Genomic DNA, 24,825 nt, shown 5'->3' with positions numbered 1-24,825 from the left:
TGATTGTTCGGTTATAAATGAGAGTCAAGATGCCACGACCAAAAACGATGCCAGACGAAGAGGTGCTGGTGGCTGCATTTGCGCTGATGCGGGCCGAAGGGCCGGATGGCCTGACTTTCGCGTCGCTCGCCGCAAGGACCGGCCTTTCCGGCGCCACGCTCGTGCAGCGCTTTGAAAACAAAACGAAGCTGATCCAGCGCGCGCTCAACCAGGCCTGGGACGGCCTTGACCGCCAGACAGCGGAGCTGGTGGCGACGGTGCCGAGAACGCCGGAGGGAGCCATCGCGCTGCTCGTCGGCCTGTCCGGCGATTATGGCGCCATCGAATCCTATGCCGACGATCTCCGAATTCTCCGGGAAGACCTACGGGACCCGCTGCTCCGTGCGCGGGGGGTGACGTGGCGCGACGTGCTTTCCGGCGTGCTCGACGAATGTCTTTCGGGATTGCCCGCCGCTGCCCCTGGACTCGGACTCCTGATGGCATCGCAATGGCAGGGATCGCTGCTCTGGTGGAGTTTCGACCCAGAAGTGCCTGTCGCGGAGTTCGTCGAACAGAGCCTGCGGCGTTTCGTTGAGGCCTTTGCAAGGCAACCGACGGCCTGAGGTCAGCGCCACGGCCTTTCAGTCACCCGGCTGTCAAATCGCCGTGAGATGGCCGTGCAGTGGATGACGGCGGCGGAAGATCGTCTTAGATGCTGTTCCATGTTCAGATGTGCTGCCGTTCTCTTCGCCCGGATCGTCGCCTTGGCACTCGTCGTCCTGACGTTGCTCACCTTGCCGGCGGCTGCCCAGGTGGTGGCGCCGGTTTCGACCTTGCTGGAAGAACTGGCTTCGCGGCAGGAGCTTGAGCCCCTGAAGACCGTGATCGTCGCGCGTGACGGCAAGGTCCTCGCCGAGCGCGGCTATCGCGGCAACCGCGTGACCGACTCGACCAACATCAAGTCGGCGTCAAAATCGATCATCTCGGCGCTGGTCGGCATTGCGATCGACAAGGGATTGCTCGAAGGGCCGGACCAGAAGATCGCGCCGATCCTGAAGACGGACCTGCCGGCTTCGCCTGATCCGCGCATCAACGACATCACCATCGGCAACCTGCTGTCGATGCAGGCCGGGCTTGGCCGGCTGTCGGGGCCGAACTATGGCCGATGGGTCGCGAGCAGCAACTGGGTGCGTACGGCGCTCGCTCAGCCCTTCGACGACGACCCGGGCGGTGAGATGCTCTATTCCACCGCATCGACCCACCTGCTTTCGGCGATCCTGACGAAGGTCAGCGGCAAGTCGACCCTGGCGCTGGCAAGCGACTGGCTGGGGCTACTCGAGGGTTTTCGCATCGGATCCTGGGATCGCGATCCCCAAGGCATCTATCTCGGGGGCAACCAGATGGCGATGAGCGCCCGTTCCCTGCTTGCCTTCGGCGAACTCTACCGCAATGGCGGCCGCGCGACCTCAGGCCAGCAGCTTGTGTCATCAGAATGGATCGCAGCATCCTGGCAGCACCGCACCAATTCGCGTTTCTCCGGGGACGAGTACGGTTACGGCTGGTTCGACCGCCAGATCGCTGGCGAGGAGGTGCACTTCGCCTGGGGCTACGGCGGGCAGATGCTCTACATCGTTCCGAGCCTCGATCTGACCGTGGTGATGACCTCGGCCGAGAGCGGACCGTCAGCCCGCAACGGCTACCGCGATGCTCTACACTTTGTGCTCGGCGAGATCATCACAAGGGTGGAGGCCGCTCCGGAAACGGACGGGTGACAGGCCGCGTGCCGCTCATGCCGGCTGGCGCGTGCCCAACAGCGGCTCAGGATGCCGAGATTTGAAAGGTGAGAGATGTTTGCCACGAAGACAATCGAGACCGGCGACAAGCCCGAATTCTACCGCGAACTGGCGAGCCAGCTCGGCGGGCTTCTGCATGACGAGCGCGACTTCATCGCCAATGCCGCCAATTTTTCCGCCCTCGTTTTCGATCTGGTGCCGGATCTGAACTGGGCCGGCTTCTATTTCCTGCGGCCGAATGACGAGCTGGTGCTCGGGCCGTTTCAGGGCAAGGTCGCCTGCGTGCGCATTCCGGTCGGTAAAGGGGTCTGCGGGGCTGCCGCCACGCAACGGCAGACGATGCTGGTGCCCGATGTGCATGCCTTTCCCGGGCATATCGCCTGCGATGCCGCGTCCCGCTCCGAGCTCGTCGTGCCTTTGCTCAAGGATGGCAGAGTGCTCGGCGTGCTCGATCTCGACAGCCCGAGCCCCAACCGTTTCGATGCCGAGGATCAGGCTGGGCTCGAGGTGCTCGCCGCGATTTACGTCGCGGCGAGCGATTTCAGTTAGATCGGTAGCTGGGCGCTAGCCTTCAAAACCTTCGATGACGATCTTGCCCATGGCAGCACCGGTCTCGATGCGGCGGTGGGCTTCGCGCAGGTTTGCGGCATTGAACGGCGACAGCACCTCGGCAAGCGTCGTTTTCAGCCGTCCGGCATCGATCTCGTCGGCGACGAAGGACAGCAGCCGGTGCTGCTCGATCATGTCAGGCGTCTGATGCATCGGGCGGGCAAACATGAATTCCCAATGCAGGCTCGCCGCCTTGGTCTTCATGCCCGCCATCGGCATTGGCACGTCGGTGTTGTCGATCGAAACGATGCCCCCTTGAGGCCGGATCAGCTCGACCGCATCGTCCCAATGGCGCATATCGTTGAAGATGGCGATGTGGTCGACATGGGAGAAGCCGAGCGCCCTGACCTGGGCAACCAGCGGCTCGCGGTGGCTGACGACGTGGTCGGCGCCGAGTTCCTTCACCCAGGCGATAGTCTCCGGCCGCGAGGCCGTGGCGATCACGGTCAGCCCGGCGCGCTTGGCAAGCTGGATGCCGATCGAGCCGACGCCGCCGGCGCCGCCGACAATCAGGATCGACTGGCCGCGATCCGCACCGTCCCGGTCGATCCCGAGCCGGTCGAAGAAGGCTTCATAGGCGGTGATCGTCGTCAGCGGCAGGGCGGCTGCCTCGGCGAAGCTTAGCGACTTCGGTTTGCGCCCGACGATGCGCTCGTCGACAAGCTGATACTGCTGGTTCGTGCCGGGCCGCGTCAGGTCGCCGGCGTAGTAGACATGGTCGCCGGGCTTAAACAGGGTCACATCCGGGCCGACCGCTTCGACCACGCCGCTGGCATCCCAGCCGAGTACGCGCGGCGTTTCCTCGATCTTGTCCTTCGGCGCGCGCATCTTCACATCCACCGGATTGACGGCGACCGCATGGACGGCCACCAGAATGTCATACCCCTTGGGTTCCGGCTTCGGCAGGTCGACATCGAGGAAGCACTGCGGGTCGGAAACCGGGAGATAACGGGTGAGGGCGACGGCTTTCATGGCTTGCTCCTTGTCATGGACGAATGGTCTTGGGCTGTGAATTCGGCGGTGACGAAGACGAGTTCGGCGTCGCCGGTATTGGTCAGATCGTGCACGAAGGCGGTCTCCGGCGTCAGGTCGCTGAAGTGGCGCGTGTCGCCGGCGCGGTAGACCACGTCCGTGACCTTTCCGCCGCCCGAGCGCGAGCGTGCCGTACCGTCGGTCAGCGCCGTCCAGAAATAGGGCCGGTCGTGGCGATGGGGGCGAAGCGGTTCACCGGGCTTCAGCCGCAGATGCCAGACGCGCAGGCTCTCTTCCTCTAGCACCAGCTCGGTGCCAATGTGATCGTTGACCAGGGCTTCCGCGCGCTCGTGTTCCGTCAATGGCGCGCTCATGCGGCGTCCTCCAGGGCCGGATAGGTACAATATCCGTCGGCACTGCCGCCGAAAAGCTTGGTTCCGTCGAAGGTCGCAAGCGGCAAGCCTTCCTTCAGCCGGCGCGGCAGGTCCGGATTGGCGATGAAGGAGCCCTGACCCTGCGTCGAGGCCGAGGCGCGCTGCGCATAGTATTCGGCCATCAGTGTATTCGGGACGTTGCCCGGCTGGCTGCTGCGCGCCCGCGTCATCGGCGCAAGCGCGATCCGGTTCGGCAGGGTCAACGAGCCGAGGGAGACAGGAGAAAAGAGCGTTGTCGGCATGGGACGGTCCTCTTGCGGGCGAAATGTCGGAACGGTTTGCGTCAGTTGATGAGCGCGCCGCCTTCGATGTCGATGACGGATCCGGTGACGAATGGATTGTCGATAGCAAAGAGGTAGCCGTGGGCGATGTCCTGCGGCTGCCCGAAGCGGCCGGCGGGCAAGGTCGCTGCGGCGCGATCGAACATGGCGTCGCGGGCGTCGCCGGTCATGCCGGCATAGGCCTCGGTCTGCGTCAGTCCGGGGCTGACGACATTGACGCGCAGCGGCGCCAGTTCCCTGGCCAGGATCTTCGCCACGGCTTCGAGAGCAGCATTCATCGCGGTCTTGACGAAGGTGCCGGGAACAGTCCGGCGGGCGAGAAAACCTGAGGTGAAGGTGATCGTGCCGCCTGGACGTATATACCTGGCCGCTTCGCGGGCGAGCACGATCGAGCCCCAGAACTTGACGTCGAAGGCGGCCTTGGCGGCATCCAGGTCGATATCGGCAACCTTGCCGCCGGGGGCCGAAGAACCGGCCGTGACGACCAGATGGTCGATCGGCCCGAGCTTGCGGAAGTAGGCGGCAACGGAAGCGGCGTCGGCGATATCGAGGCCGGTGGCGCGGCTGGCGATCTCGACCCGGCCGGGACGCTGGGTCAGCGCCTTGGCAACGGCGGCGCCGATGCCGCTCGTGCCGCCGATGACGACGGAAACGGTATTGTCATTGAATGTCATCGTCATTCTCATGCTCCAGGGGAATGTGGGGGAACGGGTTCGGAAAAGAGTGCTTCAAGCAACGGACCGCCGGGCGTGCGCAGAAACAGCCGGCGCTCGCCGATGTCGGCAAGGTCCATGGTCGAGTAGGGAATGGCGAGCCGGTCGAGCCTGGCCCGGAAGGCTGCGTAGTTGTCGAGCCGGAAGCCGACGTGATCGATAGCCTCGGCGGCCCGGTCGAAACCGCTGCCTTGGCTGCCGATGATGTGCACGATCGGTTTGCCGTCGGCGTAGAGCCAGTAGCCCGGGATGCGCCGGATCGCCGCCGGGCGCTCGCCGACGGTCAGGTCGAAGACCGTCTCGAAGAACGCGCGCGTGCCCGCGATGTCGCCTGTGCGGATGGTTACGTGGTCGAGATGCATGCCGCGTCTCCTTTCGGGAAGGAATTTAGCTCTTGCGGCGCATCCGGATAATTGGCTTATTTCCAAAAGTATATTTCGGAAGAGGCGAAAGATGTTGCTCGACAATCTGGCTCTGTTCCTTTTGATCGTCGAAAAGGGCGGGCTTTCCGCCGCAGGTCGCGAAAAGGGCCTGTCGCCGGCCTCTGTTTCCGAGCGGTTGGCGGCGCTTGAAGCCCACTACGGTGCTGCCCTTCTGAAACGCACGACGCGCGCAATCAGCCTGACGGAGGAGGGCCGTCTGCTGGTCGATGGCGCCCGCCGGCTGCTGGCGGAGGCCGACGAACTTGAGACAGGCATCCGATCGGGTACCCGAACGATCTCGGGGCCGATCCGCCTCAGCGCCCCCGAAGATATGGGACGGCGCTACATCGTGCCGATCCTCGACCGCTTTCTTGCCGAGCACCCTGACGTGACGGTGGATTTCAATCTCACCGACGGCTACGTCGACCTCGTCGGTCAGGGCATGGACTTTGCCATCCGCCACGGCCTTCTCGCCGACAGTACGCTCCGGTCGCGCTCCCTCGGCGAAAACCGCCGGGTCGTCTGCGCCGCACCCGCCTATCTGGAGGCCAGGGGCCGGCCGGAGCATCCGGACGATCTTTCCCGTCACGACTGCATCATCATGCGCTTCGGCGCCAATCTCGACAGGGAGTGGGCTTTTCAGGTCGATGGCAAGCCGCACAAGGTCATGGTGCGCGGCAGGCGCGTCGCCAATGACGGCGGGGTGGTTGGGGAATGGTGTCGCGCGGGGCACGGCATCGCGCTCAAATCCGTTTGGGACATTGCCGAGGACCTGGCGTCCGGTGCCCTTGTCGAACTCCTGAAGGATTTCTCTATAGGTGGGACGGGATTGCAGATCGTCTATCCCCCGCTCACCGTCCAGCCGCGCCGGGTGCGACTGCTGATAGACCGCATCGCCTCGGAGCTGAGTTCCATCGAGAGGCCGAGCAAGGGACGAACCTGAAGCCGCCAATCAGGGTCGCGCCCGTACCAGACGCCGTGGCCTTCGCGCAACAGTCCTTTTCCAATAGACGGCGCGGCCGGTCCTGACGCAGTTTCGGCTCGTCATGCCGCACGTCAGTGCATTGCAGCACACCTCCGCTTCACTTATGAAACATGAGAAACGTATTCAAGATAAGCGGCAGCGACCCGGGCCGTACGTTCAGGATGATGGTGCGACAGCCGCACGCTGGAGAGGCAGATTGATGACCGATGCGATGGTGCGGGGGCTTCACGAGCGGGAAGAGGGCAGGATCCGCCGCTTCTTCAGCCGCCGCCTCAGAAACCGCGAGGACGCCGTCGACGCCACGCAGGAGACCTTCATGCGCATGCTGGAGGCATCGCGCTCGACGCTGATCGAGAACCCGCAGGCCTACCTGTTCCAGGTTGCCCGCTCGGTGGCGCGGGTCGCGTCCGAACGCGCTGCGCGCGAGCAAGCGATGTTCGTTGCCGACGAAGAGGGCATGGAGCATGCGGAAGACAGGCCGATCCAGGACCGCATCGTCAACGCCCGCCAGTGCCTGCTGATCATGGCGCGCACCATCCAGGGCCTTCCGAACCGCTGCCAGCAGGTCTTCATCCTCAGCCGCCTGCACGGCCTCAGCAACAGCGCGATCGCCGATGAGCTCGGCATCTCGAGAAATATGGTCGAAAAGCATATCATCCGAGCGCTGCTCGAATGCCGGAAGATGCGCGCCGAGATTATTTTCTGAACCGACGTCAGGTCAAACCGTTCTTTCAACTCTAAGATGATTGAAGCGATTCCCTTGGAGGGTTCGCCTGACGGCATTTTCAGTTCGACCGGAAGACGTGCATGAACGGCAATCGCCAGACCATCGATGACAGCACTCTGGAAGCGGCGGCGACGTGGGTTGCGAAGTTGCAGTCCGACGACGCGACGGCCGCCGACCGTGCGGCGTTCGAGCTCTGGGTTTCCGCACATCCCGATCACCGGATGGCCTATGAAGAATTGCGGGCGCTCTGGAGCGATCTCGGAGACGTGCCGATCCCAAGCGAGCGCCTCGGTGAATTGCGCGCCCAACGCCGCCGTCGGGTCGGCGGTTTCGTCGGGCTCTGTCTTGCAGCGGGTCTTGCCATGCTCTCGCTCGCGACGCCCTACGGCGACCGCTGGCGTGCCGACTTTTACACCGGCGTCGGTGAAATCAGGCGGATCACCCTGGAGGACGGGACCGAAGTCGACATGAACACCGACACGGCCCTCGTGGTTCGCTACGAGCAGGGCCGCAGAAAGGTGCGGCTCCTGCGCGGCGAAGCATTCTTTGCCGTTGCGAGGAACCCGCTTCGGCCGTTTGTGGTCGAAGATGGGGCGCTGAGCGCGATGGCATTGGGGACCCGGTACTCCGTAGGCACGGCCGGTGCAGAACGAGCCGCCGGCGTCCAGGTGGAGGAGGGCCGCGTTGAGGTCGCGGCGGCCGGCCAGAAAGCGATCCTGGGTGCGGGCGAGGTGGCAACGATCGACAAACAGGGACGCCTGTCCCTGTCGAAGACGGATGTCGCGGCCGGGACGGCGTGGCGCGACGGCAAGCTCGTCTTTTCGCGCCGCCCGCTGCGCGACGTCCTGGCGACCCTCGAGCGCTACCGTCACGGCCGAATCCTGCTGCTCGACGAGGCGGCGGGCGGTCTCGAAGTCTCCGGTATCTTCGATCTGCACGACACCGACGCTGCCCTGCAGGTTCTGGAAGCCAGTTTGCCGCTGCGTGTCATGCGGATTTCGGGCCTGATGGTCGTCGTTCAGTCGCGCTAGGAAAAACCCAAGCAGGCAAGGCCGCTCCAGGCCTGGCCATATTCATCGCTCAAAAAAATCGTCCGGTGACGTCAGGAGATCGCGTTCCCCGAACTCTTATTCAGAAGTGGCGGCGCTGCACATGGATCGAGGCAGCCTGCCCAGGAGTTGAGTAGGGGATCTCGGATGAGAATTATGCAGGGTCGCGGATCACGACGCCATTCTTTCACACGCCTGGCGCTTGCCGGCGTTTCTTTCATCGCCTGCGCGACGGCAGTTCAGGCACAGGCGACAACGGCACTGGCCGCGGTCATTGCGCCGAAGGCGTTCGCCGTTCCCGCGGGATCCCTCGAAGCGGGCATCCTGAAACTTGGCCAGCAGGCCGACCTGCGCCTTCTTTATCCGAGCACGCTGACGAGCGGAAAGACCACCAGCGGCGTCAGCGGCACGCTGGCGACGGAAGCGGCCGTTGCATCGCTTCTGGAAGGAACCGGCCTTCGCTATCGCTTCGTCGGTGAGAAGACCGTGCAGATCTTCGATCCGTCGGATGCAACGATCACCACCGGCGCCGTCGTCAAGGATGGCGCGACACAACTCGAAAAAATCACCGCGACCGGTGAGCGGACCGGTGCTGAGGGTATTGTCGAGACCGACGGTTATGTCGCGAAATCGGCGCGCGTCGCCACCAAGACCGATACGCCGGTCATGCAGACGCCGCAGTCGATGTCGGTGATCAGCCAGAAGCAGTTGCAGGACCTGAAGCCTCAGAACCTGCAGGAGGCGTTGAACTATACGCCCGGCGCCCGCGTTGGCCAGTACGGCGCCGAACCGCGCTTCGACGCCTTCAAGGTCCGCGGCATCGACCTGACGCTGACCGGCATCTTCCGCGACGGCCTGCGCCAGATTGCGAGCCCGAACGGCCTCTTCCGGCTGGAGCCCTATGGCGTCGAGGCGATCGCCATCCTGCGCGGCCCGGCGGCCTCCATCTACGGCGCCAGCAGCTCCGGCGGCATCGTCGACATCGTTTCGAAGCGGCCGACCAGCGATCCGCTGCGCGAAGTCGAAGTCCAGTACGGCTCCTACGGTCGGGTGCAGGGCGCCTTCGATGTTTCCGGGCCGCTCGATGACGAAGGCACGATGCTCTATCGCATGACCGGCCTTGCGCGTGACGGGCGCACCGAAATCGAGGCGGTCAAGGACGATCGTCTGTTCATCGCGCCCGCCTTCACCTGGCAGCCGGACGAGGGCACCAAGTTCACGCTGCTCGGCGAATACATGGATTCGACGACCGGTGGCACCTGGGGCTATCTCAACCGCTACGGGCCGGACGGCAAGTCGATCGGCGCGATCCCGACCTATGGTGGCGACGCCCGCTTCAACGATTTCACCCAGAAGCAGGCGCGTATCGGTTATGAGCTCGAACATGAGCTCTCAGACAACGTCACGCTCTTTCACAAGCTGCGCTACTCCGACATCTCGACGCAGCAGGAATGGGTGTTCGCCAAGTATCCGGGCCTCACCGTCGAGGACAATACCGGCGTTGCCAGCGACACCTACCTGAAGTTCGACTTCGACACCGGCGCCGCAGCACACCAGCTCATTGCCGGTATCGACTACAGCTACATGAAATATACCTCGCAGCAGGGCAGCGGGCCGGACCTCTTCACCGACGATTTCACCTATGTGCCGAAGCTGACCTCCACCCAGAAGCAATCGCAAAGCGGCATCGGCATCTATCTCCAGGACCAGATCGAATATGACGCCTGGCGCCTGACGGCGGGCGTTCGTCACGATTGGGTAGACAACAAGTATTCGGTCGACGGCTCACCCTTTGACCGGAACGACAGCGAAACGACGGCGCGCGCCGCGCTTGGCTATGTCCTGCCAAACGGCATGATGCCCTATGTCAGCTACGGCACCGCCTTCGTTTCCAATCCCGGCGTGATCATCAATCTCGGCGGCACCGATACGCCGGCCATGCCGACGCTCGGCAAGCAATGGGAAGCGGGCGTCAAATACGAGATCCCCGGCCAGAACGCGACGATCACCGCCGCAGTCTTCAACATCGACCAGGAAAACGCCACCGTCTACGAAACGTCCTCGGGCCTGAACCTCCTGCGCCAGCTCGACCTCAAGTCGCGTGGCTTCGAACTGGAAGGCACCGCTTCGCTCGACAATGGCTGGAACTTCATCGCCTCCTATTCCTACAACGATGTCGAGATCACAAAGCTGACATCGGAAACGCTCGGCAACCAGCTCAACTCCTCGCCCTACCACATGTTCTCGCTCTGGGCGGATTACGAGGTGCAATCCGGCGTGCTCGAGGGGCTCGGCGTCGGTGCCGGCGTGCGCTATGTCGGATCGAGCTTCGGCGACAACGTCCACACGCCGATCCTGAAGAACCAGGCGCGCACCTTCGTCGACGCTTCGGTCCGCTACGATCTCGGCGCCGCCAATCCGAACTTTGAGGGCGTGCGGCTGCAGCTCAACGCGACCAACCTCTTCAACGAGGTCGAGCAGCTCTGCACCACGGGCTTCTGCTACTTCGACGAAGGCCGCAAGGTCGTCGCCAGCGTCCGCTATCGCTTCTGATGGCGATCGATGCCAAGCCGTCAACAAGGCCGTCGCCCGCCGCGATCTTCTTCGCGGTCGGCGGGCTTTATGTGGCGCAGAGCGTGATCGGTGGGCTGACGATGCTCGGTCTGCCGGCGGTGCTCAGAACCCAAGGTTTGCCGCTCGACCAGATCGGCCTCGTCTATCTGACCGTGCTGCCCTGGGCACTGAAGTTCCTCTGGTCGCCGCAGGTGGAACGCTACCGCCTGCCGGCGATTGGCCGCAACCGCTCGGCTGTCATCGTGATTGCCGGCGGCGCACTCTCTGCCACGATGCTCGCGGTGCTGGGCTTGCTCGGGCCGGAGCGGCTCGCTCCGGTGCTCGCCTGCCTGGTGTTCATTGCGCTCTTCACCTCGACCGTCGACATCGCCTGCGACGGCTTTGCCGTCGAGACGTTGGCCGAAGAACACCATGGCTGGGGCAATGCCGCCCAGGTCGGCGGCTCCTATGTCGGCTCAGCGATCGGCGCCGGGCTGTTTCTGGTTCTGGTCGATTGGTTCGGCTGGGCGCCTGCCGTTTGGGTGATGGCGCTCGTCGTGCTTTTGCTCGGCCTTCCCTTCCTGTTTGGCCCGGGTTCGCGTCCGACAAGCGCAACGCGCAGCCATGTGCCGTCGCTCAAGGCCGCACTGCGGCGACCGGAGGTGCGCAAGGGGCTGCTACTCGCAGCGATCTATGTCTCGGCGCAGAAATGGGGCCTCGCCATGCTCGGGCCTTTCCTCATCGATTACGGCTTCGATCTTGCTTCGGTCGGAGTGCTGAACGGTGTTGGCAGCATGATCGTCGGTTTCGGCGGGGCGTTGTTCGGCGGCTTGCTCGTGCGGCTGTGCGGCGCTGCCACGATACTGATCGGCGCCCTGCTCTTGCAGGTCACGATGCTTGTCGCCTTCGCCTATGTCGGGGCGCCGCTCGTGATGACCCTTGCGGTCGCCAGTTCTTCCGGCGTCATGGCGATCGGCTTCGTGGCGCTCTATGCCCAGTTCATGGGCTGGGCCGATCCGCGCCAGGCGGGGGTCGATTTCACGCTTTTCCAATGCGTGGACAGCCTCGTTGGCATGGCCGGCGGTCTCGGAGCCGGCTGGATTGCCGAGCGCTTCGGCTATGCGGCCTTTTTCCTTTGCGCCGCCGGCGTTTCAACCGCCGCAGTGCCTCTGCTGGCTTTTCTTCTACGAGCGCACTCGGTGACGCGAAGAATGCCTGTTTAATCAGTCTTGCGTATGGGAGCCATTGCCGCTCCCAGCGATATCCGCGCCTTCAACCGACTGCTTAATAGTCATACGCTCGCAAGTAGATAATTGGTCGGCCGTCGCGAACCAGGGCGATGCCCTCGTTGCCGTAGAGGGGCGCCACTTTCTTGGTGCGGCACAGCCATAAGGAATCCCCCGCGATCATCGCATCCAGCAAGGGCGCGAGCTCCACACGCGGGTCGGGGAGGCGGTAAACAAGATCTCGTGGAAGACTCTTGAGCCCACCAACCTTCTGAATAACCCACTCCCGAAAACCTTCAGGGGTGGTTTCCTGAACCAATTCAAGATCTTTGCGGTCGTAGTGTAGTCGTGGATCGTGGGCCATGTCGTTGGTCACCTGGATGAGCGCGGATCTAAGCGACGATATCAAGTGCCGGCCGGTTTCGGAACTGCCGGCGATAGCTCGCCGGCGAGATCGAGAAGGCGCGGGTAAAGTGCTGTCGGAGCGAGACGGTCGAGCCGAAGCCGGCCATCTCCGCCACGTGATCGACGGAACAGGAGCCGGTCTCAAGCAGGCGTTGGGCGACGGCGAGCCGCTGCTGAAGAAGCCATTGCGTGAAGGTCGTTCCCGTCTTCTTGCGGAAGTGCCGGGTGAAGCTGCGCAGGCTCATGCCGGCATGATCCGCCAGCCGTTCCAGCGAAAGCGGCTCATCGAGATGCTCGATCGCCCAGGCGATCGTTGCGCTGAGCGGATCGCCGCTGCCCGGAGCGGGCAGGGGCGCCTCGATATACTGCGCCTGGTCTCCGTGGCGATGCGGTGCAATGACCAGCCTGCGGGCGATGCGGTTGGCGATCTCGGCGCCGTGGTCGTTGCGCACGATGTGCAGGCAGCAGTCGATCGCGGCGGCGGTGCCGGCCGAGGTCAGGATATCGCCCTCGTCGATGTAGAGCGCGTTGCGGTTCAGGGCGACCCGAGGATAGGTCCGCTCGAATTCATCGGCCCAGGCCCAGTGCGTCGAGGCTGCTCGCCCGTTGAGCAGGCCTGCCTCTGCCAGCACGAAGGTGCCGAGACAGAGGCCGACAAGCCGGGCGCCCCTGATGTGGGCAGTGCGTAGCGCGTTCAGCAGGTTTTCCGATGGACGGGTGTTCGGGTCATCCCAGGCCGGGACGATGATCGTGTCCGCCTCCGCAAGACTGGAGAGGTCATCTTCCACCTCGATGCTGAAGCCGGACATGGTGCGGACAGATCCGGTCTTTTCACCGGCGATCAGCAGTCGGTAGCGCGGCACGCCGAGCTTCAGCAGGTCGTCGCCGAAGACGATGCAGGGAACGGACAGATGAAACGGGCTGATGCCCTCGAAGGCGACGATGGCGACGGTGTGCATTGCGGTATAAACCCGGTGGGCCTGAAGTTGGCCGGAACCTATCACATATTGTCGTTCAGGCCACTTTCGCAACATGGGCGTTTTCGCGACTTTCGCGGCGTCAGATTGCGAAAGGAACCTCCATGACACAACACCCGACCATCCGAACCATCGCCGGTGCGGCTGCTCCTGCTAGCCTCGATCCCCGCAAGACAGCCCTGTTGGTGATCGATTTCCAGAACGAATACTTTACGGGCCGCATGCCGATCCCGGATGGGGAAAAGGCGCTCGCCAATGCCAAGAGGCTGATCGAACGCGCCGACACCGAGGGCATGAAGGTCTACCACGTCAAGCACGTGACGCCGGCCGGCAGCCCGGTGTTTGCCGAAGACAGTGCGACCTCTGACTTTCACCGCGACATCCGGCCGGCAGCCAACCATTCCGTGGTCCGAAAGTCGTCGGTGAGTGTGTTTGCCAGCACCGACCTCGGCGAGCAGCTGAAGAAAACCGGGATCGATACGCTCATCATCACCGGGCTGATGACCCATGCCTGCGTTGCCGGCGCCGCGCGGGACGCCGTGCCGCTCGGCTTCAACGTGATCGTTGCAGCGGATGCCTGTGCCACGCGCGACCTCGACACTAACGACGGCGACGTCGTTCCACATGCCGTGCTGCATCGCGCGTCGCTGGCGACGATCGACGATACCTTCGGCGACATCCTGACGACCGATCAGATCCTGTCACTCGCGCGTCGGTCCTGATCTGCGCATAGGCTACCGGTTCGGCCCGGATTGTCGAAGGCGGAGCAATTCCAGGCGGACGCCCCCTCGTATCCTCTGGATCTGCCTAGGCCGAACCGCGCAGCATGATCTCGGCGCTGAGCAGAATGCGCTCATCCTCGGGGAAGGCACCGCCGTCGTCGGAGCTTTCCCCGAGCTTGAACAACAAGAGTTCGATCGCCAGTCGGCCGATCTCGTTGTAGTTCTGCGCCACCGTCGTCAGCGGCGGGCAGGTGTAGCGCGACAGCGGATGATCGTCGTGGCCGGCGACACGGATATCGGCGTCCGCCTCGCGTCCGACCTTGAGGCCCGACTGAAAGGCGGCGGCGATGACGCCGAAGGCGACGCGGTCGTTGGCGCAGAGCACCGTCTGCGTCGGGAAGCCGCCGGCGCCGAGGATGCGCAGCGTTTCGTCGAAGCCGAATTTTTCAAAATCCCAGGAGGCGTTCGGCGTGGTCTCGACCAGCGCCGGCTCCATCTTCAACTGCTGCATCGCTTCCAGATAGGCGTCGCGCCGGGCGATCGCGTTGTTGTTGACCGGCGGCATGCCGAAATAGCAGGGGGGGCTTCCCGAGCGGCAGAGATAATCGACCATCAGGCGGAAGCTCTGGCGGTTGTCGGTGCCGACGAAGGAGGAGCTGTCGTCGAGCGGCGAGTCCACGTAGATCAGGGGAATGCTTTCGCCGAGCGCCGTCAGGGTCTTGTGATGCGACTGCACACCGAGCGGTGCGATGATCGCACCGGCGACGTTCATCGACTTGAAGGTCTCGATCGCCCGCTCTTCCATCTCCGGCCGCCCATCGGAGGAGAGCACGAAGGCGAGGAAACCCGCCTGGTTGGCGATGTGCTCGATCCGGCGCGTCAGCGCCATGTAGAAGGGGTCGGTCGAGTTCGGGACGATGACGCCGAGGATGTTGGTGCGGCGGCGGTTGAGGTTGACGGCGAAGATGTTCGGGCGAAAGCCCGACTGCTTGATCGCCGCCTCGATAGCATCGCGGGTCTTCTTCCGAACAGAGCCCGGATCATTGAAGTATTTGGAGACCGTGGGGCGCGACAAACCGACGAACTCCGAAAAATCCTCCATCGTCTTGATCTGTCTGTCCACCGTTGCTGTACCCCATATTGTTTTGATTTCGTTTATAGGTTCATTTTGAGGGGATAGGCAGTACCGGCTCGGAAATATTTACCGAATGCATGACCTGCCGCTAAGCTCGGCAGGCCAAAAAATAATCCTCGAGAACCCGGTCGACCGCGGCAAGTGCCAGTGATTTTGCCTTGGCGGCAACTTCGCCGTCACGCACGCGCTCGTAACTGCCCGGAAGATACTGGCTGATCAGAGTTTCCGGGATGTTGACGCCTTCAAGCAGCGACAGAAGTTCTTCCACCGCTGCAGCAACCTTCGGGTGCGGCCAGTAATAGCGGATGCGGTCGCTGTAGGAGAAATGCCGCTGCAGCCGTTGGGCTTCCGGCGAGCCGTGGTAATACTTGCCCCAGTTCGCCGGTTCCTCGCGCATGACCATCTCGGTGACCGATGCCAGTGTCTGCTTGCGTGCCTCGGGGAAGAGGAAGGTAGCGATCTGGTCGAGGCCGTAGAGCGCCTCGCGCAGCGCGAAGGTAAGGCCGGGGCCGACCTTGAGGATGGCAAAGCCATCGGAGACGAGATCGCGCAATGCCTCCGGCGTCTGATAGTCGGTGGAATGCGCCTCGAAGACGATGCCATCCAGCTGCCTCAGGCTGGCGCTAAGCTTTGCCGCCTTCTGCCTGTCATAGGCGATGACGTTCTCGTTGCCGAACTCGACGCCCGGCTGGACGACGGCGCCGACCACACGCTTGAAAGCGTTAGCGGCGCCCGCCGCTTCGAAGGCCTGGCGATGGACGCCAACCGTCTCGATTGCCGCCTCGGGCGCCGTGACCTCCAGCGTATCCAGCTCTTCGAGTGCGCCGCCCGGAACCGGGACTTCTGTGCCGATGATATAGACGGGAGCGACCCCCTCTTGGCCGGAAATGGCGGCCTCGGCGGCGGCGGCAAGCCGCGCAGCGCGTTCCGCCGTCACGGCATCTGGAAGCGCCACCGGTTCGCCGGCGCAGCCCATGCTTGTATCGAGATGCAGCTTGGTGAAGCCGGCCCGCGCATAGGCCTCGATCATCGTCACGGCCTTGGCCATGGCGCCTTCCGCTGGCAGATGTTTCCACGGGTTTGGGCCAAGGTGGTCGCCGCCGAGGATGATCCTCTCCTTCGGGAAGGAGACGCGGTCGGCGATGCCGGCGACGAAACGGGTGAAATCGGCGGGCGTCATGCCGGTATAGCCGCCGTCCTGATTGACCTGGTTGCAGGTCGCCTCAATCAGCAGGGCGGCGTCTTCCTGTAGCGCACGCAGCATCGCGGCCTCGATCACCAGCGGGTGGGCGGAGCAGACGGAGGGAATGCCGCGCGGGCCGGGGCGTTCGTTCCAGCGGGCGATGTCGATCAGCAGGTTCGGTTGCATGGGTCAGCCCTTTCGCGCGTAGATGAAGGTTTCGAGATCGGCGCGCGTCGAGGCGCCTTCCATCGGGCCGGAGATCATGACGGCGCGTGCGCCCGAGGCGTTGGCGAATTCCAGCGCTTCTGCGGGTGCCGCTCCGTTCAGCCAGAAGGTGACGAAGGTCGCGCCGAAGCAGTCTCCGGCGCCGGTCGGATCGACCTCTTCGGCCGGAAAGCCGGGATGCGAGAGCGTGATTTCCCGATCGAAATAGCTCGCGCCTTCAGCGCCGCGCTTGACGACGATCACCTTGATGCCGGCGGCAAGCAGTTCCGAAACCGCCTCGGCCTCGGTCTTCGCCTTGGTGAACAGGAAGAGCTCCTGCCCGCTCGGCAGGAAGACGTCTGTCCTGGCAAGCACCGCGCGCAGCGCCTCGCGCATGCCGGGGCTATCGAGGATTTCCGGCCTGAGGTTCGGATCGAAGGACACCGTGCCGCCGGCCGCCTTGATCATCTCGATCGCTGCGATAATGCTCTCCACCACGCTTGGTGCGTAGAGCGACGAGCCCATCACATGCAGATGGCTGCAACCGCGCACCAATGCCCGCGCGGCGTCATCGAGACGGATCGCGCCGCAGGCGCTGTGGCGGATATTGAAGACGAAGGCGCGGCTGCCGTCGGGGCGATAGCGCACGAAGGCGCTGCCGGTGGTGCCGAGCGGATCAACCGCGATGCCGGAGATGTCGACGCCATCAGCCTTCAGGCGGTCGAGATTGACGTGGCCGAAATCGTCGTCGCCGACGCGCGAGATGATCGCGGCTGCCTGCCCGAGTTTGCCGACCTGGTCGATGAAGATCGCCGGGGCGCCGGAGGGGTAGGGGCCGATGAGCGGCGTGGCCTGCCGGAAGCCGTCGCCCTTTTCGGTGGCGATGATCTCCACGAGGATTTCGCCGATCGTCAGTATCTTGTGCATGGGTATGTTTCTCTTCTGAGGATCAGCGCTTGGCCTGCTTGGCGCGGACGTCGAGCCAAACCGCGATCAGGATCACCAGGCCCTTGACGATGAGCTGGTAGAAGTAGGGGACCGACAGCATGTTCATGCCGTTGTTCATGACGCCGATGATGAGCGCGCCGATCAGCGTGCCGACCATGGTGCCGACGCCGCCGGCAAGCGAGGTGCCGCCGAGCACGGCCGCAGCGATGGCGTCGAGCTCATAGCTCATGCCGGCATTGGTCTGGGCGGAGAACAGCCGGGAGGACAAGAGCACGCCGCTGATTGCCGCCATGACGCCGGAGATCATGAAGATCGTGATCTTCAGCCGGTCGACCTTGATGCCGGAATAGACCGCCGCCTCGCGGTTACCGCCCGTCAGATAAGCGCGGCGGCCGAAGCTCGTCTTGCTCAGAAGGATGTGGTTGACCACGAACAGAACGGCGACCACCCAGATGATGATGGGCAGGCCGAGGAAGCTCTCCGTGCCGATGGCGGTCCAGGTCGCATTCTCGATCATCGCCGGCGCGCCGTTGGTCGGCAGGCTGACCATGCCGCGGTAGATGCCCATCGTCGCGACCGTGACGATGAAGGAAGGCAACAGCAATTTCGCCGTCAGCACGCCGTTCAGCATGCCCATCAGGGCGCCGGCCAGAAGCGTGATGACGATCGCCGGCGCGAAGCCGAGACCGAAGGCGAAACATTGCGCCCCAACCATGCCGGCAACTGCGATGATCGAGCCGACCGAAAGGTCGATCTCGCCGAGCAGGATCACCCAGGTCATGCCGAAGGCAGCGATCGCCACCACCGCCACCTGCTGCAGGATGTTCATGAAGTTGACGACTGACATGAAGCGCGGGTTGAGGAAGGAGAAGATGACGCAGAGCATCACCAGCGACAGCAGGATGCCGCCATATTGTTTCAACGCCCGCATGAAGGCGGCCTGGGTCTCGGATTGCTGTGTCATGATTGGAATCCCGTTGCGTGCGCCATGATTGTTTCCGGGCTGAGGTCGGCGCCGGAAAGGGTCGCGCCGATGCCGCCCTCGTGCATGACGACGACGCGGTCGCTCATTCCCAGAACTTCCGGCAGCTCGGAGGAGATCAGCAGGATCGCCGTGCCCTCGGCCGCCAGCTGGCGGATGATCTTGTAGATTTCAAACTTGGCGCCGACGTCGACGCCACGGGTGGGCTCGTCGAGGATCAGCACCTTGGGCCGCGTCAGCAGCCACTTGGCGAGCACGATCTTCTGCTGGTTGCCGCCGCTGAGCGAACCTGAGGGCGTGTCGAGCGAGTGCGTCTTGATCGCCAGCCGGCCGACTTCCACGGCCGCGGCTTCGCGCTCGGCGCGGCTCCGGGTGAAGCCGAGCGGTCCGGTGAAATCGGCAAGGGCTGCCATCGAGATGTTCCAGCCGACGCTGTGGCTGAGAACGAGGCCTTCTTCCTTACGGTTTTCGGTGACGAAGCCGATGCCGCGCGAAATCGCCTCTGCCGGCGAGCGGAAACGAACCGGCTGCCCCTCGAAGCGAACCGTGCCGGTCGCCGCCTTCATGCCGAACAGTGCGTTCATCACTTCGGAGCGGCCGGAACCGACGAGGCCGAAAAAGCCGAGGATTTCGCCGGGGCGGACGTCGAAGGAGATGTCGTCGAACTCGCCATCACGGGTAAGGCTGTCGATCGAAAGAACCGGAGCTGTCTTCGCCGACTGCTCGTGGGTCCGTGGCGGATAGATCTCATCCATGCGACGGCCGACCATCAGCGCGATCAGCGCCTCGATGGTGACGTCGTCGCGATCATGGGTCGAGACATATTCGCCGTCGCGGATGACGGTGATGTCGTCGCTGAGCCGCATGATCTCTTCCATGCGGTGGGAAATGTAGATGACGGCGACGCCACGTTGCTTCAGCCGGGTAATGATCTCGAACAGGATCTCGGCTTCGCTGTCGCTCAGCGACGAGGTCGGCTCGTCGAGAATGACGACCTTGGCCTCGTGGCTCAGCCCCTTGGCGATTTCCACGAGTTGGCGCTGGGCGATCGAGAGATTGCCGATCTTCTCGCTGACGTCGATCGGCAGACCGAGATCGGCGACGATCGCGCGGGCCTTGGCGACGAGCGCCTTGTCGTTGATGAAGCCGAAGCGGCGCGGCTCGCGGGTGGCAAGAATATTTTCGGCCACCGTCAGGTTGCTGCAGAGGCTGAGTTCCTGGAAGACGATGGCAAGCCCGAGGGCTGCGGCGTCCTGCGGATCAGCCGGCCGGTAGGGGCGCCCATCAAGCGTGATGACACCCGAAGTTGCCTCGTGCACGCCGGCCAGAATCTTCATCAGTGTCGATTTGCCGGCGCCGTTTTCGCCGAGCAGCGTGTGCACCCGGCCGCGCCTGACCTTGAGACGCATGCTTTTCAGCGCCGCGACCTGACCGAAGGATTTGGTGACGTCACTGATCTCGAGGATGGTGTCCGTGGTCGAACCATGCATGGTGGCCTCCATACGACGCCGCGCGTCCCATCCGCGCGCGCAAAGGGCGAGCCGAGGCGCCTCCGGCCATATGCCGGAGCGCTCACTCCTGAGGTTGCCGCCGCCCGGAGGCGACGGCTGTCCTGGGAGGACTTATTTCGCGGTATAGACGCCGGGCACGATCGGCTGTTCGGCCGGAACGGTCTCGCCGGCGGCGACCTTGACGGCGGTGTCGACTGCCTGCTTGCCCATCTGGTCCGGGAACTGCTGGATGACGCCGACCATGACCGGGTTGGTGTCGACGGCGTCGCGCGCTTCCTTCATGCCGTCAAAGCCGATGACCTTGACCTGGGATTCAAGACCCGCGGCCTTGACCGCGACGGCGGCTGCGAGGGCTGCATCGTCGCCAAAGCCGAAGATGCCGGTGATATCGGGATTGGCCTGCAGCATGTTCTGGGCCGCAGCCAGCGCTTCGGCGCGGGTAATGCCGGTCTGGATGGCGACGATCTCCATGTCCGGATGCTTGGCGATCGCTTCCTTGAAGCCGTTGACGCGGTTCACCACCGACTGGACGGTCGGATAGTCGATGACGGCGACCTTGCCCTTGTTGTCGAGGACCTTGGCCATCAGCTCGCCAGCCTTCACACCACCGGTGAAGTTGTCGGTGCCGATATGCGAAGTGACCGTCGCGCCATTGGCCGGAACGTCGACGGTGATCACCTTGATGCCGGCCTTCTCGGCCTTCTCGATCGCAGCGCGCACGCCCTGGCTATCGACCGGCGAGATGACGATGACGTCGACGCCCTTGACGATGAAATCCTCGACATCGGCGAGCTGCTTGTTGAGATCCTGGTTGGCGATCGAGACCTCGAGCTTGACGTTCTTGGCTTGCGCCTCGGCTTTCATCGCGTCGGCGAGCTCGATGTAGAACGGATGCTGCTGGGTGAGCAGCGATGCGCCGATGCCGTCGGCAAAGGCCGTGGAGGCAAGGAGCGAGAGCGCCGTGCCGGCGACGAGCGATTTCAGAATGCGGGACATGTTCATGGTTTCCTCCCTGGAAACGGCGCGGGCCTTCGGTGTTGTGCAGCCAAGCTGGCGAGGCCCTCCCACCGCCGTCTTGGTGAGGGCGTAAAAACCACAAAACTTTGCGCGCGTCAATTTTTAATAATACGCAAATAAAAAATAAAAAGTATACCGAGGAAATTTACTATACCTCCCCACGGTTCATCGCAGCCTGCTGAGCAGCCGCAAGGGCTCCCTCCAACTTCGTTGCGCGGATGACTTGCCTTTGCCCCTCCTCGCGCCAGATAGCGTGGCAAACGGTGACGGAGACGAGATCATGTCTGAGACCAGCAAGACGGTGTTGGTCCGAATCCTCGGGCGGGTACAAGGCGTTAGCTTCAGGGTTTGGGCCCGTGACGAGGCGCAGAAGCTCGGTCTCGTCGGATGGGTTCGAAACGAAGCCGATGGCTCGGTTGCCGCTCTGATCAGCGGTCCGGAGGAGGCAATCACCCTCATGCTCGAGCGTCTGCATGAAGGGCCGCCGGCCGCATGGGTTTCGAAGGTCGTTGCCGAGTTCGTCGAAGCGCCGGAAGGCGTCAGCGGCTTTCGGATCACCAGATAGGCATTCGTGCCTCTCGTGATGCTGCCCAATACAGGTTGAGCTTCAGTTCTCCCGCCGCATCAGAGCGTGCGCGGCTGTCGCAATGGGCACAGCCCTGCGGCGATCGTGCGCGAAATCAATGTTGCGCTTCGAGACCGCTCGTTCTCCGCTCGCGGCCATAGGCACGGAGAAACGTCCTGACCGCCTGATGGGCGCTGACTTCCAGTTCCGCTTCGCTCGGGGCCTCGCCGAAAAGCCCGCCCATCTGCAAGTCTGCCTTGATCAGCGCGATGAACTGCCGGGCGGCGAGGTCGAAGTCATCGATGTCGAGCGGTGCTGAATGGGCGAGCCGGGCAAAAAGCGCCGCCAGCGCCCTGTCGGTCTTGCCCGGGCCCTGTTCCCGCCAGAACTGGAACAGATGCGGATAGCGATTGCCCTCCGTCGCGATCAGCTTCTGGATGAACTTGGCGTCCTGGTTGCAGATGCAGCTCTTGTTGAGGCGCACCGCAAAGGCGGCAAGCTCTTCCTCGAGGTTGTCGGCCTTTTCGGGAAACGTCGCGAGGATGGAGAACAGCATGCCGTTGGTGCGATCCATGATGTCCTGGATCACTGCCATGAACAGCGTCTCTTTTTCGCGGTAGTGGTTGTAGATCGTCTGGCGCGACACGCCGGCTTCGGCGGCGATCTCGTCGATGCTGGCACCGGAAAAGCCCTCGCGGCAGAAGACGTCCGCCGCGGCCTCCAGGATCGAAACGCGTTTCGCGAGTTGTCCTTTTTGCGCGCGGACGTCCGGTGAGGCGAGGCCAGATTTTTTCATGGACTGAAGATAGAGCCCATTGACGATTTAGACAATGCTGTCTAATTTTACATCTGTGTCCAAATTAATGGACTAAGTAGTCAGCGCAGGATGCGTCTCCCAAACGTTCGATCCTGGCACGACCGTCATCTTTCGAGTTTCAATCCCGGCGACAGCGATGTCGGCCCTGGGCCGGAGCGTTGTCGTGATTTCTGAAAGATCATTGCCATGACAGCGTCCTTCCTTCGCACGGCCATCGTCCTCGGTCTGATTTCGGCGATCGGTCCCTTCGCAATCGACATGTATCTGCCTGCCTTGCCGTCGATCGGCAAAGACCTGGCTGCCGAAACCGGCGTCGTGCAGCTCAGCCTGCTCTCGTTCTTCATTTCCTTTGCCATTTCGCAGCTCATCTACGGGCCGCTTTCCGATATCTGGGGGCGCAAGGCGCCGCTCTATCTCGGCATCGGCCTCTTCACCGTTGCCAGCGTCGGCTGCGCGCTCGCAACCGACATCGAAACCCTGATCGCCTTTCGCTTTCTGCAGGGTATAGGCGGCGCCGCCGGCATGGTTATCCCGCGCGCCGTCGTCCGCGACATGCACACCGGCGTTCAGGCGGCGCGGCTGATGTCGCTGCTGATGCTCGTCTTCAGCATTTCGCCGATCCTGGCGCCACTGGCCGGCAGCGCGGTGATCCAGTTCTACGGCTGGCGCGGCGTCTTCTATGCCGTGATGATCGCCGCCTTCATCGGCCTGATCCTCTTGTCGACCCAATTGCAGGAAACCCGACCCAAAAAGGACCGTGCCGGCAGCAGCGTGGCGAGCGCGCTTGCCGCATACCGCCTGCTGCTTTCTGACCGCAACTTCCTGACGCTCACCTTCATCGGCGGGCTCGGGATCTCGGGCTTCCTGGTTTATCTCGCCAACTCGTCCTTCGTGCTGATCGACCATTACGGGCTGACGCCAACGCAATACAGCATCGCCTTTTCGATGAATGCCGTTTCGTTCTTCGCGGTGTCGCAGGCTACCGGCTGGCTTGGCGAGCGTTTCGGCCTGGTGCGGGTGATGCACCTCGCCGTCGCCGCCTTTGCGCTGACGATGGTCACGATGTTCATCGTCATGAGCCTCGGCTTCAACCAGTTGCCCGTCATGGCCGCCTTCCTGTTCGTCGGCTACGGCGTGCTCGGGCTGGTGATCCCGACCTCGGCGGTGCTGGCGCTTGAGGATCACGGCGAAATCGCCGGCACCGCATCGGCGCTGATGGGCACGCTGCATTTCGTCACCGCCGCCGTCGCGATGATCATCGCGAGCGTCTTCTTCGATGGAACCGCTCTGCCGATGACCGGTGCCATCGCGGCTTGCGCGCTTGCCGCCTTCCTGCTGACGCAGGCAACGATCGGCCGCAGCCGTGTGGTCGCGGCGGAATAACCACACCCCTTTGATGCGCGGAGCCGCCCAAAGACATCATGTCCTCGGGCGGTTCTTCATGTTCCCGCAGGTGCCTGGGGTTCCTCAGAAATCCCAGTCCTCGTCTTCGGTCGCGACCGCCTTGCCTATGACATAGGACGAGCCCGAGCCGGAGAAGAAGTCGTGGTTCTCGTCGGCGTTGGGTGAGAGCGCGGAGAGAATGGCGGGGTTGACCTTGCAGGCTTCTGCCGGGAACAGCGCCTCGTAACCGAGGTTCATCAGGGCCTTGTTGGCGTTGTAGTGCAGGAACTTCTTCACGTCCTCGGTAAGCCCGACGCCGTCATAAAGGGCTTCCGTATATTTCGCCTCGTTGTCGTAGAGTTCGAGCAGCAGGTCGAAGGCGAAGTCCTTGATTTCCTGCCGGCGTTCCTCGGTCAGCCTCTCCAGGCCGCGCTGGAACTTGTAGCCGATATAGTAGCCGTGCACCGCCTCGTCACGGATGATCAGCCGGATCATATCGGCGGTGTTCGTGAGCTTGGCGCGGCTCGACCAGTACATCGGCAGATAGAAACCGGAATAGAACAGGAAACTTTCGAGGAAGACGCTGGCGACCTTCTTCTTGAGCGGATCGGCGGAGGCATACTGCTCCATGATCAGCGCCGACTTCTTCTGCAGAAACTCGTTTTCCTCCGACCAGCGATAGGCGTCGTCGACATCGGGCGTCGGGCACAGCGTCGAGAAGATCGAGGAATAGGAGCGCGCGTGCACCGCTTCCATGAAGGAGATGTTGGAAAGCACCGCCTCCTCGTGCGGAGTGATGGCATCCTCCATCAGCTTGACGGCGCCGACGCCGTTCTGGATCGTGTCGAGCAGCGTGAGGCCGGTGAAGACGCGGATGGTGAGCTTCTGCTCCTCCGGCTTCAGGGTCGCCCAGGAGGGGATGTCGTTGGAGAGCGGCACCTTCTCCGGCAGCCAAAAATTGCCGGTAAGCCGGTTCCAGACCTCCAGATCCTTGTCGTCCTCGATGCGGTTCCAGTTGATGGCGCGGATGCGGTTTGCTGGCTTGGTGTGCATGTTCATTTCGTTGTCCTCTCGGGCGTGGACGCCCCTCATCCGCCTGCCGGCACCTTCTCCCCGCTTGCGGGGAGAAGGTGTATGCCGCGCCATCTCGCATAATCTGGGCCGTCAGTGTGGCAGGTACCCTCTCCCCGCAGGCGGGGAGAGGGTTAGGGTGAGGGGCACTTAATGGGAACG

The 24,825-nt window shown here is 63.3% G+C and carries 26 protein-coding genes; 11 read left to right on the top strand and 15 right to left on the bottom strand.

Annotated features, from left to right (window positions below; genetic code table 11):
• Window positions 1-29: 29 nt before the first annotated feature.
• From IB265_RS16995 to IB265_RS16985, 3 genes are all read left to right on the top strand, one after another.
• Window positions 30-602 carry a TetR/AcrR family transcriptional regulator gene (locus IB265_RS16995; protein ID WP_057251837.1) on the top strand — a complete coding sequence of 191 codons (573 nt, stop codon included), beginning with the start codon at window positions 30-32 and terminating at the stop codon, window positions 600-602.
• A gap of 99 nt (window positions 603-701) precedes the next feature.
• On the top strand, window positions 702-1,751 hold the full coding sequence (locus IB265_RS16990; protein ID WP_057251836.1) for a serine hydrolase: 1,050 nt from the start codon (window positions 702-704) through the stop codon (window positions 1,749-1,751).
• Window positions 1,752-1,826: 75 nt separating this feature from the next.
• Window positions 1,827-2,321: a GAF domain-containing protein gene (locus IB265_RS16985; protein WP_057251835.1), complete on the top strand. Its 495-nt coding sequence runs from the start codon at window positions 1,827-1,829 to the stop codon at window positions 2,319-2,321.
• 15 nt (window positions 2,322-2,336) lie between these two features.
• Here IB265_RS16985 and IB265_RS16980 read toward each other — a convergent pair whose 3' ends face one another.
• The 5 genes from IB265_RS16980 to IB265_RS16960 are packed head-to-tail and all read right to left on the bottom strand — an operon-like array spanning window position 2,337 to window position 5,143.
• A complete protein-coding gene (locus IB265_RS16980) occupies window positions 2,337-3,353 on the bottom strand; it encodes a zinc-binding alcohol dehydrogenase family protein (protein WP_057251834.1) in 1,017 nt (338 codons plus the stop codon).
• Window positions 3,350-3,727 (bottom strand): hypothetical protein, encoded by a 378-nt coding sequence (locus IB265_RS16975; RefSeq protein ID WP_057251833.1) that lies wholly within the window; start codon window positions 3,725-3,727, stop codon window positions 3,350-3,352. Before IB265_RS16975 ends, IB265_RS16980 begins: the two co-directional genes overlap by 4 nt.
• On the bottom strand, window positions 3,724-4,029 hold the full coding sequence (locus tag IB265_RS37775) for a hypothetical protein (protein ID WP_057251832.1): 306 nt from the start codon (window positions 4,027-4,029) through the stop codon (window positions 3,724-3,726). Before IB265_RS37775 ends, IB265_RS16975 begins: the two co-directional genes overlap by 4 nt.
• Before the next feature lie 41 nt (window positions 4,030-4,070).
• A complete protein-coding gene (locus IB265_RS16965; protein WP_200964187.1) occupies window positions 4,071-4,748 on the bottom strand; it encodes an SDR family oxidoreductase in 678 nt (225 codons plus the stop codon).
• A gap of 2 nt (window positions 4,749-4,750) precedes the next feature.
• Window positions 4,751-5,143 (bottom strand): glyoxalase, encoded by a 393-nt coding sequence (locus IB265_RS16960; protein WP_112996262.1) that lies wholly within the window; start codon window positions 5,141-5,143, stop codon window positions 4,751-4,753.
• Window positions 5,144-5,234: 91 nt separating this feature from the next.
• Between IB265_RS16960 and IB265_RS16955 the strand changes: the two genes are divergently transcribed.
• The 5 genes from IB265_RS16955 (at window position 5,235) to IB265_RS16935 (ending at window position 11,740) form a co-directional block, all read left to right on the top strand.
• Window positions 5,235-6,146 carry a LysR family transcriptional regulator gene (locus IB265_RS16955; RefSeq protein ID WP_057251830.1) on the top strand — a complete coding sequence of 304 codons (912 nt, stop codon included), beginning with the start codon at window positions 5,235-5,237 and terminating at the stop codon, window positions 6,144-6,146.
• A gap of 241 nt (window positions 6,147-6,387) precedes the next feature.
• On the top strand, window positions 6,388-6,894 hold the full coding sequence (locus tag IB265_RS16950) for a sigma-70 family RNA polymerase sigma factor (RefSeq protein WP_057251829.1): 507 nt from the start codon (window positions 6,388-6,390) through the stop codon (window positions 6,892-6,894).
• A 101-nt stretch (window positions 6,895-6,995) separates the two neighbouring features.
• Window positions 6,996-7,946: a FecR family protein gene (locus tag IB265_RS16945; RefSeq protein WP_057251828.1), complete on the top strand. Its 951-nt coding sequence runs from the start codon at window positions 6,996-6,998 to the stop codon at window positions 7,944-7,946.
• A gap of 165 nt (window positions 7,947-8,111) precedes the next feature.
• Window positions 8,112-10,517 carry a TonB-dependent siderophore receptor gene (locus IB265_RS16940; protein ID WP_082615909.1) on the top strand — a complete coding sequence of 802 codons (2,406 nt, stop codon included), beginning with the start codon at window positions 8,112-8,114 and terminating at the stop codon, window positions 10,515-10,517.
• Window positions 10,517-11,740, top strand: coding sequence for an MFS transporter (locus tag IB265_RS16935; protein WP_057251827.1), 1,224 nt, complete (start codon window positions 10,517-10,519; stop codon window positions 11,738-11,740). The genes IB265_RS16940 and IB265_RS16935 overlap by 1 nt, the downstream gene beginning before the upstream one ends.
• Window positions 11,741-11,801: 61 nt before the next feature.
• On the opposite strand, the gene IB265_RS16930 is transcribed toward IB265_RS16935, so the two are convergent.
• Window positions 11,802-12,107 (bottom strand): hypothetical protein, encoded by a 306-nt coding sequence (locus tag IB265_RS16930; RefSeq protein ID WP_156414672.1) that lies wholly within the window; start codon window positions 12,105-12,107, stop codon window positions 11,802-11,804.
• 28 nt (window positions 12,108-12,135) lie between these two features.
• Entirely contained in the window at window positions 12,136-13,107 is a 972-nt protein-coding gene (locus IB265_RS16925; RefSeq protein ID WP_057252103.1) for a GlxA family transcriptional regulator, read from the bottom strand.
• 122 nt (window positions 13,108-13,229) lie between these two features.
• Here IB265_RS16925 and IB265_RS16920 point away from each other — a divergent pair, with 122 nt between their 5' ends.
• Window positions 13,230-13,847: an isochorismatase family protein gene (locus IB265_RS16920; RefSeq protein ID WP_057251825.1), complete on the top strand. Its 618-nt coding sequence runs from the start codon at window positions 13,230-13,232 to the stop codon at window positions 13,845-13,847.
• Window positions 13,848-13,932: 85 nt separating this feature from the next.
• On the opposite strand, the gene IB265_RS16915 is transcribed toward IB265_RS16920, so the two are convergent.
• From IB265_RS16915 to IB265_RS16890, 6 genes are all read right to left on the bottom strand, one after another.
• Complete coding sequence (locus IB265_RS16915; RefSeq protein WP_057252102.1) at window positions 13,933-14,949, bottom strand: LacI family DNA-binding transcriptional regulator; 1,017 nt, start codon at window positions 14,947-14,949, stop codon at window positions 13,933-13,935.
• A gap of 121 nt (window positions 14,950-15,070) precedes the next feature.
• On the bottom strand, window positions 15,071-16,351 hold the full coding sequence (locus tag IB265_RS16910; protein WP_057251824.1) for a D-tagatose-bisphosphate aldolase, class II, non-catalytic subunit: 1,281 nt from the start codon (window positions 16,349-16,351) through the stop codon (window positions 15,071-15,073).
• A gap of 3 nt (window positions 16,352-16,354) precedes the next feature.
• Window positions 16,355-17,296, bottom strand: a complete 942-nt coding sequence (locus IB265_RS16905; RefSeq protein WP_057251823.1) for a sugar kinase — start codon at window positions 17,294-17,296, stop codon at window positions 16,355-16,357.
• Between the two features lie 22 nt (window positions 17,297-17,318).
• Window positions 17,319-18,281: an ABC transporter permease gene (locus IB265_RS16900; protein WP_057251822.1), complete on the bottom strand. Its 963-nt coding sequence runs from the start codon at window positions 18,279-18,281 to the stop codon at window positions 17,319-17,321.
• Window positions 18,278-19,789, bottom strand: coding sequence for a sugar ABC transporter ATP-binding protein (locus IB265_RS16895; RefSeq protein ID WP_057251821.1), 1,512 nt, complete (start codon window positions 19,787-19,789; stop codon window positions 18,278-18,280). Before IB265_RS16895 ends, IB265_RS16900 begins: the two co-directional genes overlap by 4 nt.
• A 132-nt stretch (window positions 19,790-19,921) precedes the next feature.
• Window positions 19,922-20,812 (bottom strand): substrate-binding domain-containing protein, encoded by an 891-nt coding sequence (locus IB265_RS16890; RefSeq protein ID WP_057251820.1) that lies wholly within the window; start codon window positions 20,810-20,812, stop codon window positions 19,922-19,924.
• Between the two features lie 295 nt (window positions 20,813-21,107).
• On the opposite strand from IB265_RS16890, the gene IB265_RS16885 reads away from it, so the two are divergent.
• On the top strand, window positions 21,108-21,392 hold the full coding sequence (locus IB265_RS16885) for an acylphosphatase (RefSeq protein ID WP_057251819.1): 285 nt from the start codon (window positions 21,108-21,110) through the stop codon (window positions 21,390-21,392).
• A 115-nt stretch (window positions 21,393-21,507) separates the two neighbouring features.
• On the opposite strand, the gene IB265_RS16880 is transcribed toward IB265_RS16885, so the two are convergent.
• Window positions 21,508-22,188: a TetR/AcrR family transcriptional regulator gene (locus tag IB265_RS16880; protein WP_057251818.1), complete on the bottom strand. Its 681-nt coding sequence runs from the start codon at window positions 22,186-22,188 to the stop codon at window positions 21,508-21,510.
• Between the two features lie 207 nt (window positions 22,189-22,395).
• Here IB265_RS16880 and IB265_RS16875 point away from each other — a divergent pair, with 207 nt between their 5' ends.
• Window positions 22,396-23,592 carry a multidrug effflux MFS transporter gene (locus IB265_RS16875; RefSeq protein WP_192494929.1) on the top strand — a complete coding sequence of 399 codons (1,197 nt, stop codon included), beginning with the start codon at window positions 22,396-22,398 and terminating at the stop codon, window positions 23,590-23,592.
• A gap of 84 nt (window positions 23,593-23,676) precedes the next feature.
• On the opposite strand, the gene nrdF is transcribed toward IB265_RS16875, so the two are convergent.
• Window positions 23,677-24,651 (bottom strand): class 1b ribonucleoside-diphosphate reductase subunit beta, encoded by a 975-nt coding sequence (gene nrdF, locus IB265_RS16870; protein ID WP_057252101.1) that lies wholly within the window; start codon window positions 24,649-24,651, stop codon window positions 23,677-23,679.
• Window positions 24,652-24,825 lie beyond the last annotated feature (174 nt).

This window comes from Ensifer sp. ENS10, from assembly GCF_014852025.1.
In the GTDB taxonomy this organism is placed as follows: domain Bacteria; phylum Pseudomonadota; class Alphaproteobacteria; order Rhizobiales; family Rhizobiaceae; genus Ensifer.
Note: the sequence above shows the minus strand (reverse complement) of the source record. Positions and strands in the feature narration are given on the sequence as shown.

Coding starts and splice junctions, on each gene's coding strand:
- IB265_RS16925 (WP_057252103.1), bottom strand. CDS start 13,107: ATGCACACCGTCGCCATCGTCGCCTTCGAGGGCATCAGCCCGTTTCAT.
- IB265_RS16995 (WP_057251837.1), top strand. CDS start 30: ATGCCACGACCAAAAACGATGCCAGACGAAGAGGTGCTGGTGGCTGCA.
- IB265_RS16975 (WP_057251833.1), bottom strand. CDS start 3,727: ATGAGCGCGCCATTGACGGAACACGAGCGCGCGGAAGCCCTGGTCAAC.
- IB265_RS16945 (WP_057251828.1), top strand. CDS start 6,996: ATGAACGGCAATCGCCAGACCATCGATGACAGCACTCTGGAAGCGGCG.
- IB265_RS16875 (WP_192494929.1), top strand. CDS start 22,396: ATGACAGCGTCCTTCCTTCGCACGGCCATCGTCCTCGGTCTGATTTCG.
- IB265_RS16920 (WP_057251825.1), top strand. CDS start 13,230: ATGACACAACACCCGACCATCCGAACCATCGCCGGTGCGGCTGCTCCT.
- IB265_RS16885 (WP_057251819.1), top strand. CDS start 21,108: ATGTCTGAGACCAGCAAGACGGTGTTGGTCCGAATCCTCGGGCGGGTA.
- IB265_RS37775 (WP_057251832.1), bottom strand. CDS start 4,029: ATGCCGACAACGCTCTTTTCTCCTGTCTCCCTCGGCTCGTTGACCCTG.
- IB265_RS16990 (WP_057251836.1), top strand. CDS start 702: ATGTTCAGATGTGCTGCCGTTCTCTTCGCCCGGATCGTCGCCTTGGCA.
- IB265_RS16910 (WP_057251824.1), bottom strand. CDS start 16,351: ATGCAACCGAACCTGCTGATCGACATCGCCCGCTGGAACGAACGCCCC.
- IB265_RS16900 (WP_057251822.1), bottom strand. CDS start 18,281: ATGACACAGCAATCCGAGACCCAGGCCGCCTTCATGCGGGCGTTGAAA.
- IB265_RS16950 (WP_057251829.1), top strand. CDS start 6,388: ATGACCGATGCGATGGTGCGGGGGCTTCACGAGCGGGAAGAGGGCAGG.
- IB265_RS16880 (WP_057251818.1), bottom strand. CDS start 22,188: ATGAAAAAATCTGGCCTCGCCTCACCGGACGTCCGCGCGCAAAAAGGA.
- IB265_RS16940 (WP_082615909.1), top strand. CDS start 8,112: ATGAGAATTATGCAGGGTCGCGGATCACGACGCCATTCTTTCACACGC.
- IB265_RS16955 (WP_057251830.1), top strand. CDS start 5,235: ATGTTGCTCGACAATCTGGCTCTGTTCCTTTTGATCGTCGAAAAGGGC.
- nrdF (WP_057252101.1), bottom strand. CDS start 24,651: ATGAACATGCACACCAAGCCAGCAAACCGCATCCGCGCCATCAACTGG.
- IB265_RS16935 (WP_057251827.1), top strand. CDS start 10,517: ATGGCGATCGATGCCAAGCCGTCAACAAGGCCGTCGCCCGCCGCGATC.
- IB265_RS16960 (WP_112996262.1), bottom strand. CDS start 5,143: ATGCATCTCGACCACGTAACCATCCGCACAGGCGACATCGCGGGCACG.
- IB265_RS16980 (WP_057251834.1), bottom strand. CDS start 3,353: ATGAAAGCCGTCGCCCTCACCCGTTATCTCCCGGTTTCCGACCCGCAG.
- IB265_RS16905 (WP_057251823.1), bottom strand. CDS start 17,296: ATGCACAAGATACTGACGATCGGCGAAATCCTCGTGGAGATCATCGCC.
- IB265_RS16895 (WP_057251821.1), bottom strand. CDS start 19,789: ATGCATGGTTCGACCACGGACACCATCCTCGAGATCAGTGACGTCACC.
- IB265_RS16985 (WP_057251835.1), top strand. CDS start 1,827: ATGTTTGCCACGAAGACAATCGAGACCGGCGACAAGCCCGAATTCTAC.
- IB265_RS16915 (WP_057252102.1), bottom strand. CDS start 14,949: ATGGAGGATTTTTCGGAGTTCGTCGGTTTGTCGCGCCCCACGGTCTCC.
- IB265_RS16965 (WP_200964187.1), bottom strand. CDS start 4,748: ATGACGATGACATTCAATGACAATACCGTTTCCGTCGTCATCGGCGGC.
- IB265_RS16930 (WP_156414672.1), bottom strand. CDS start 12,107: ATGGCCCACGATCCACGACTACACTACGACCGCAAAGATCTTGAATTG.
- IB265_RS16890 (WP_057251820.1), bottom strand. CDS start 20,812: ATGAACATGTCCCGCATTCTGAAATCGCTCGTCGCCGGCACGGCGCTC.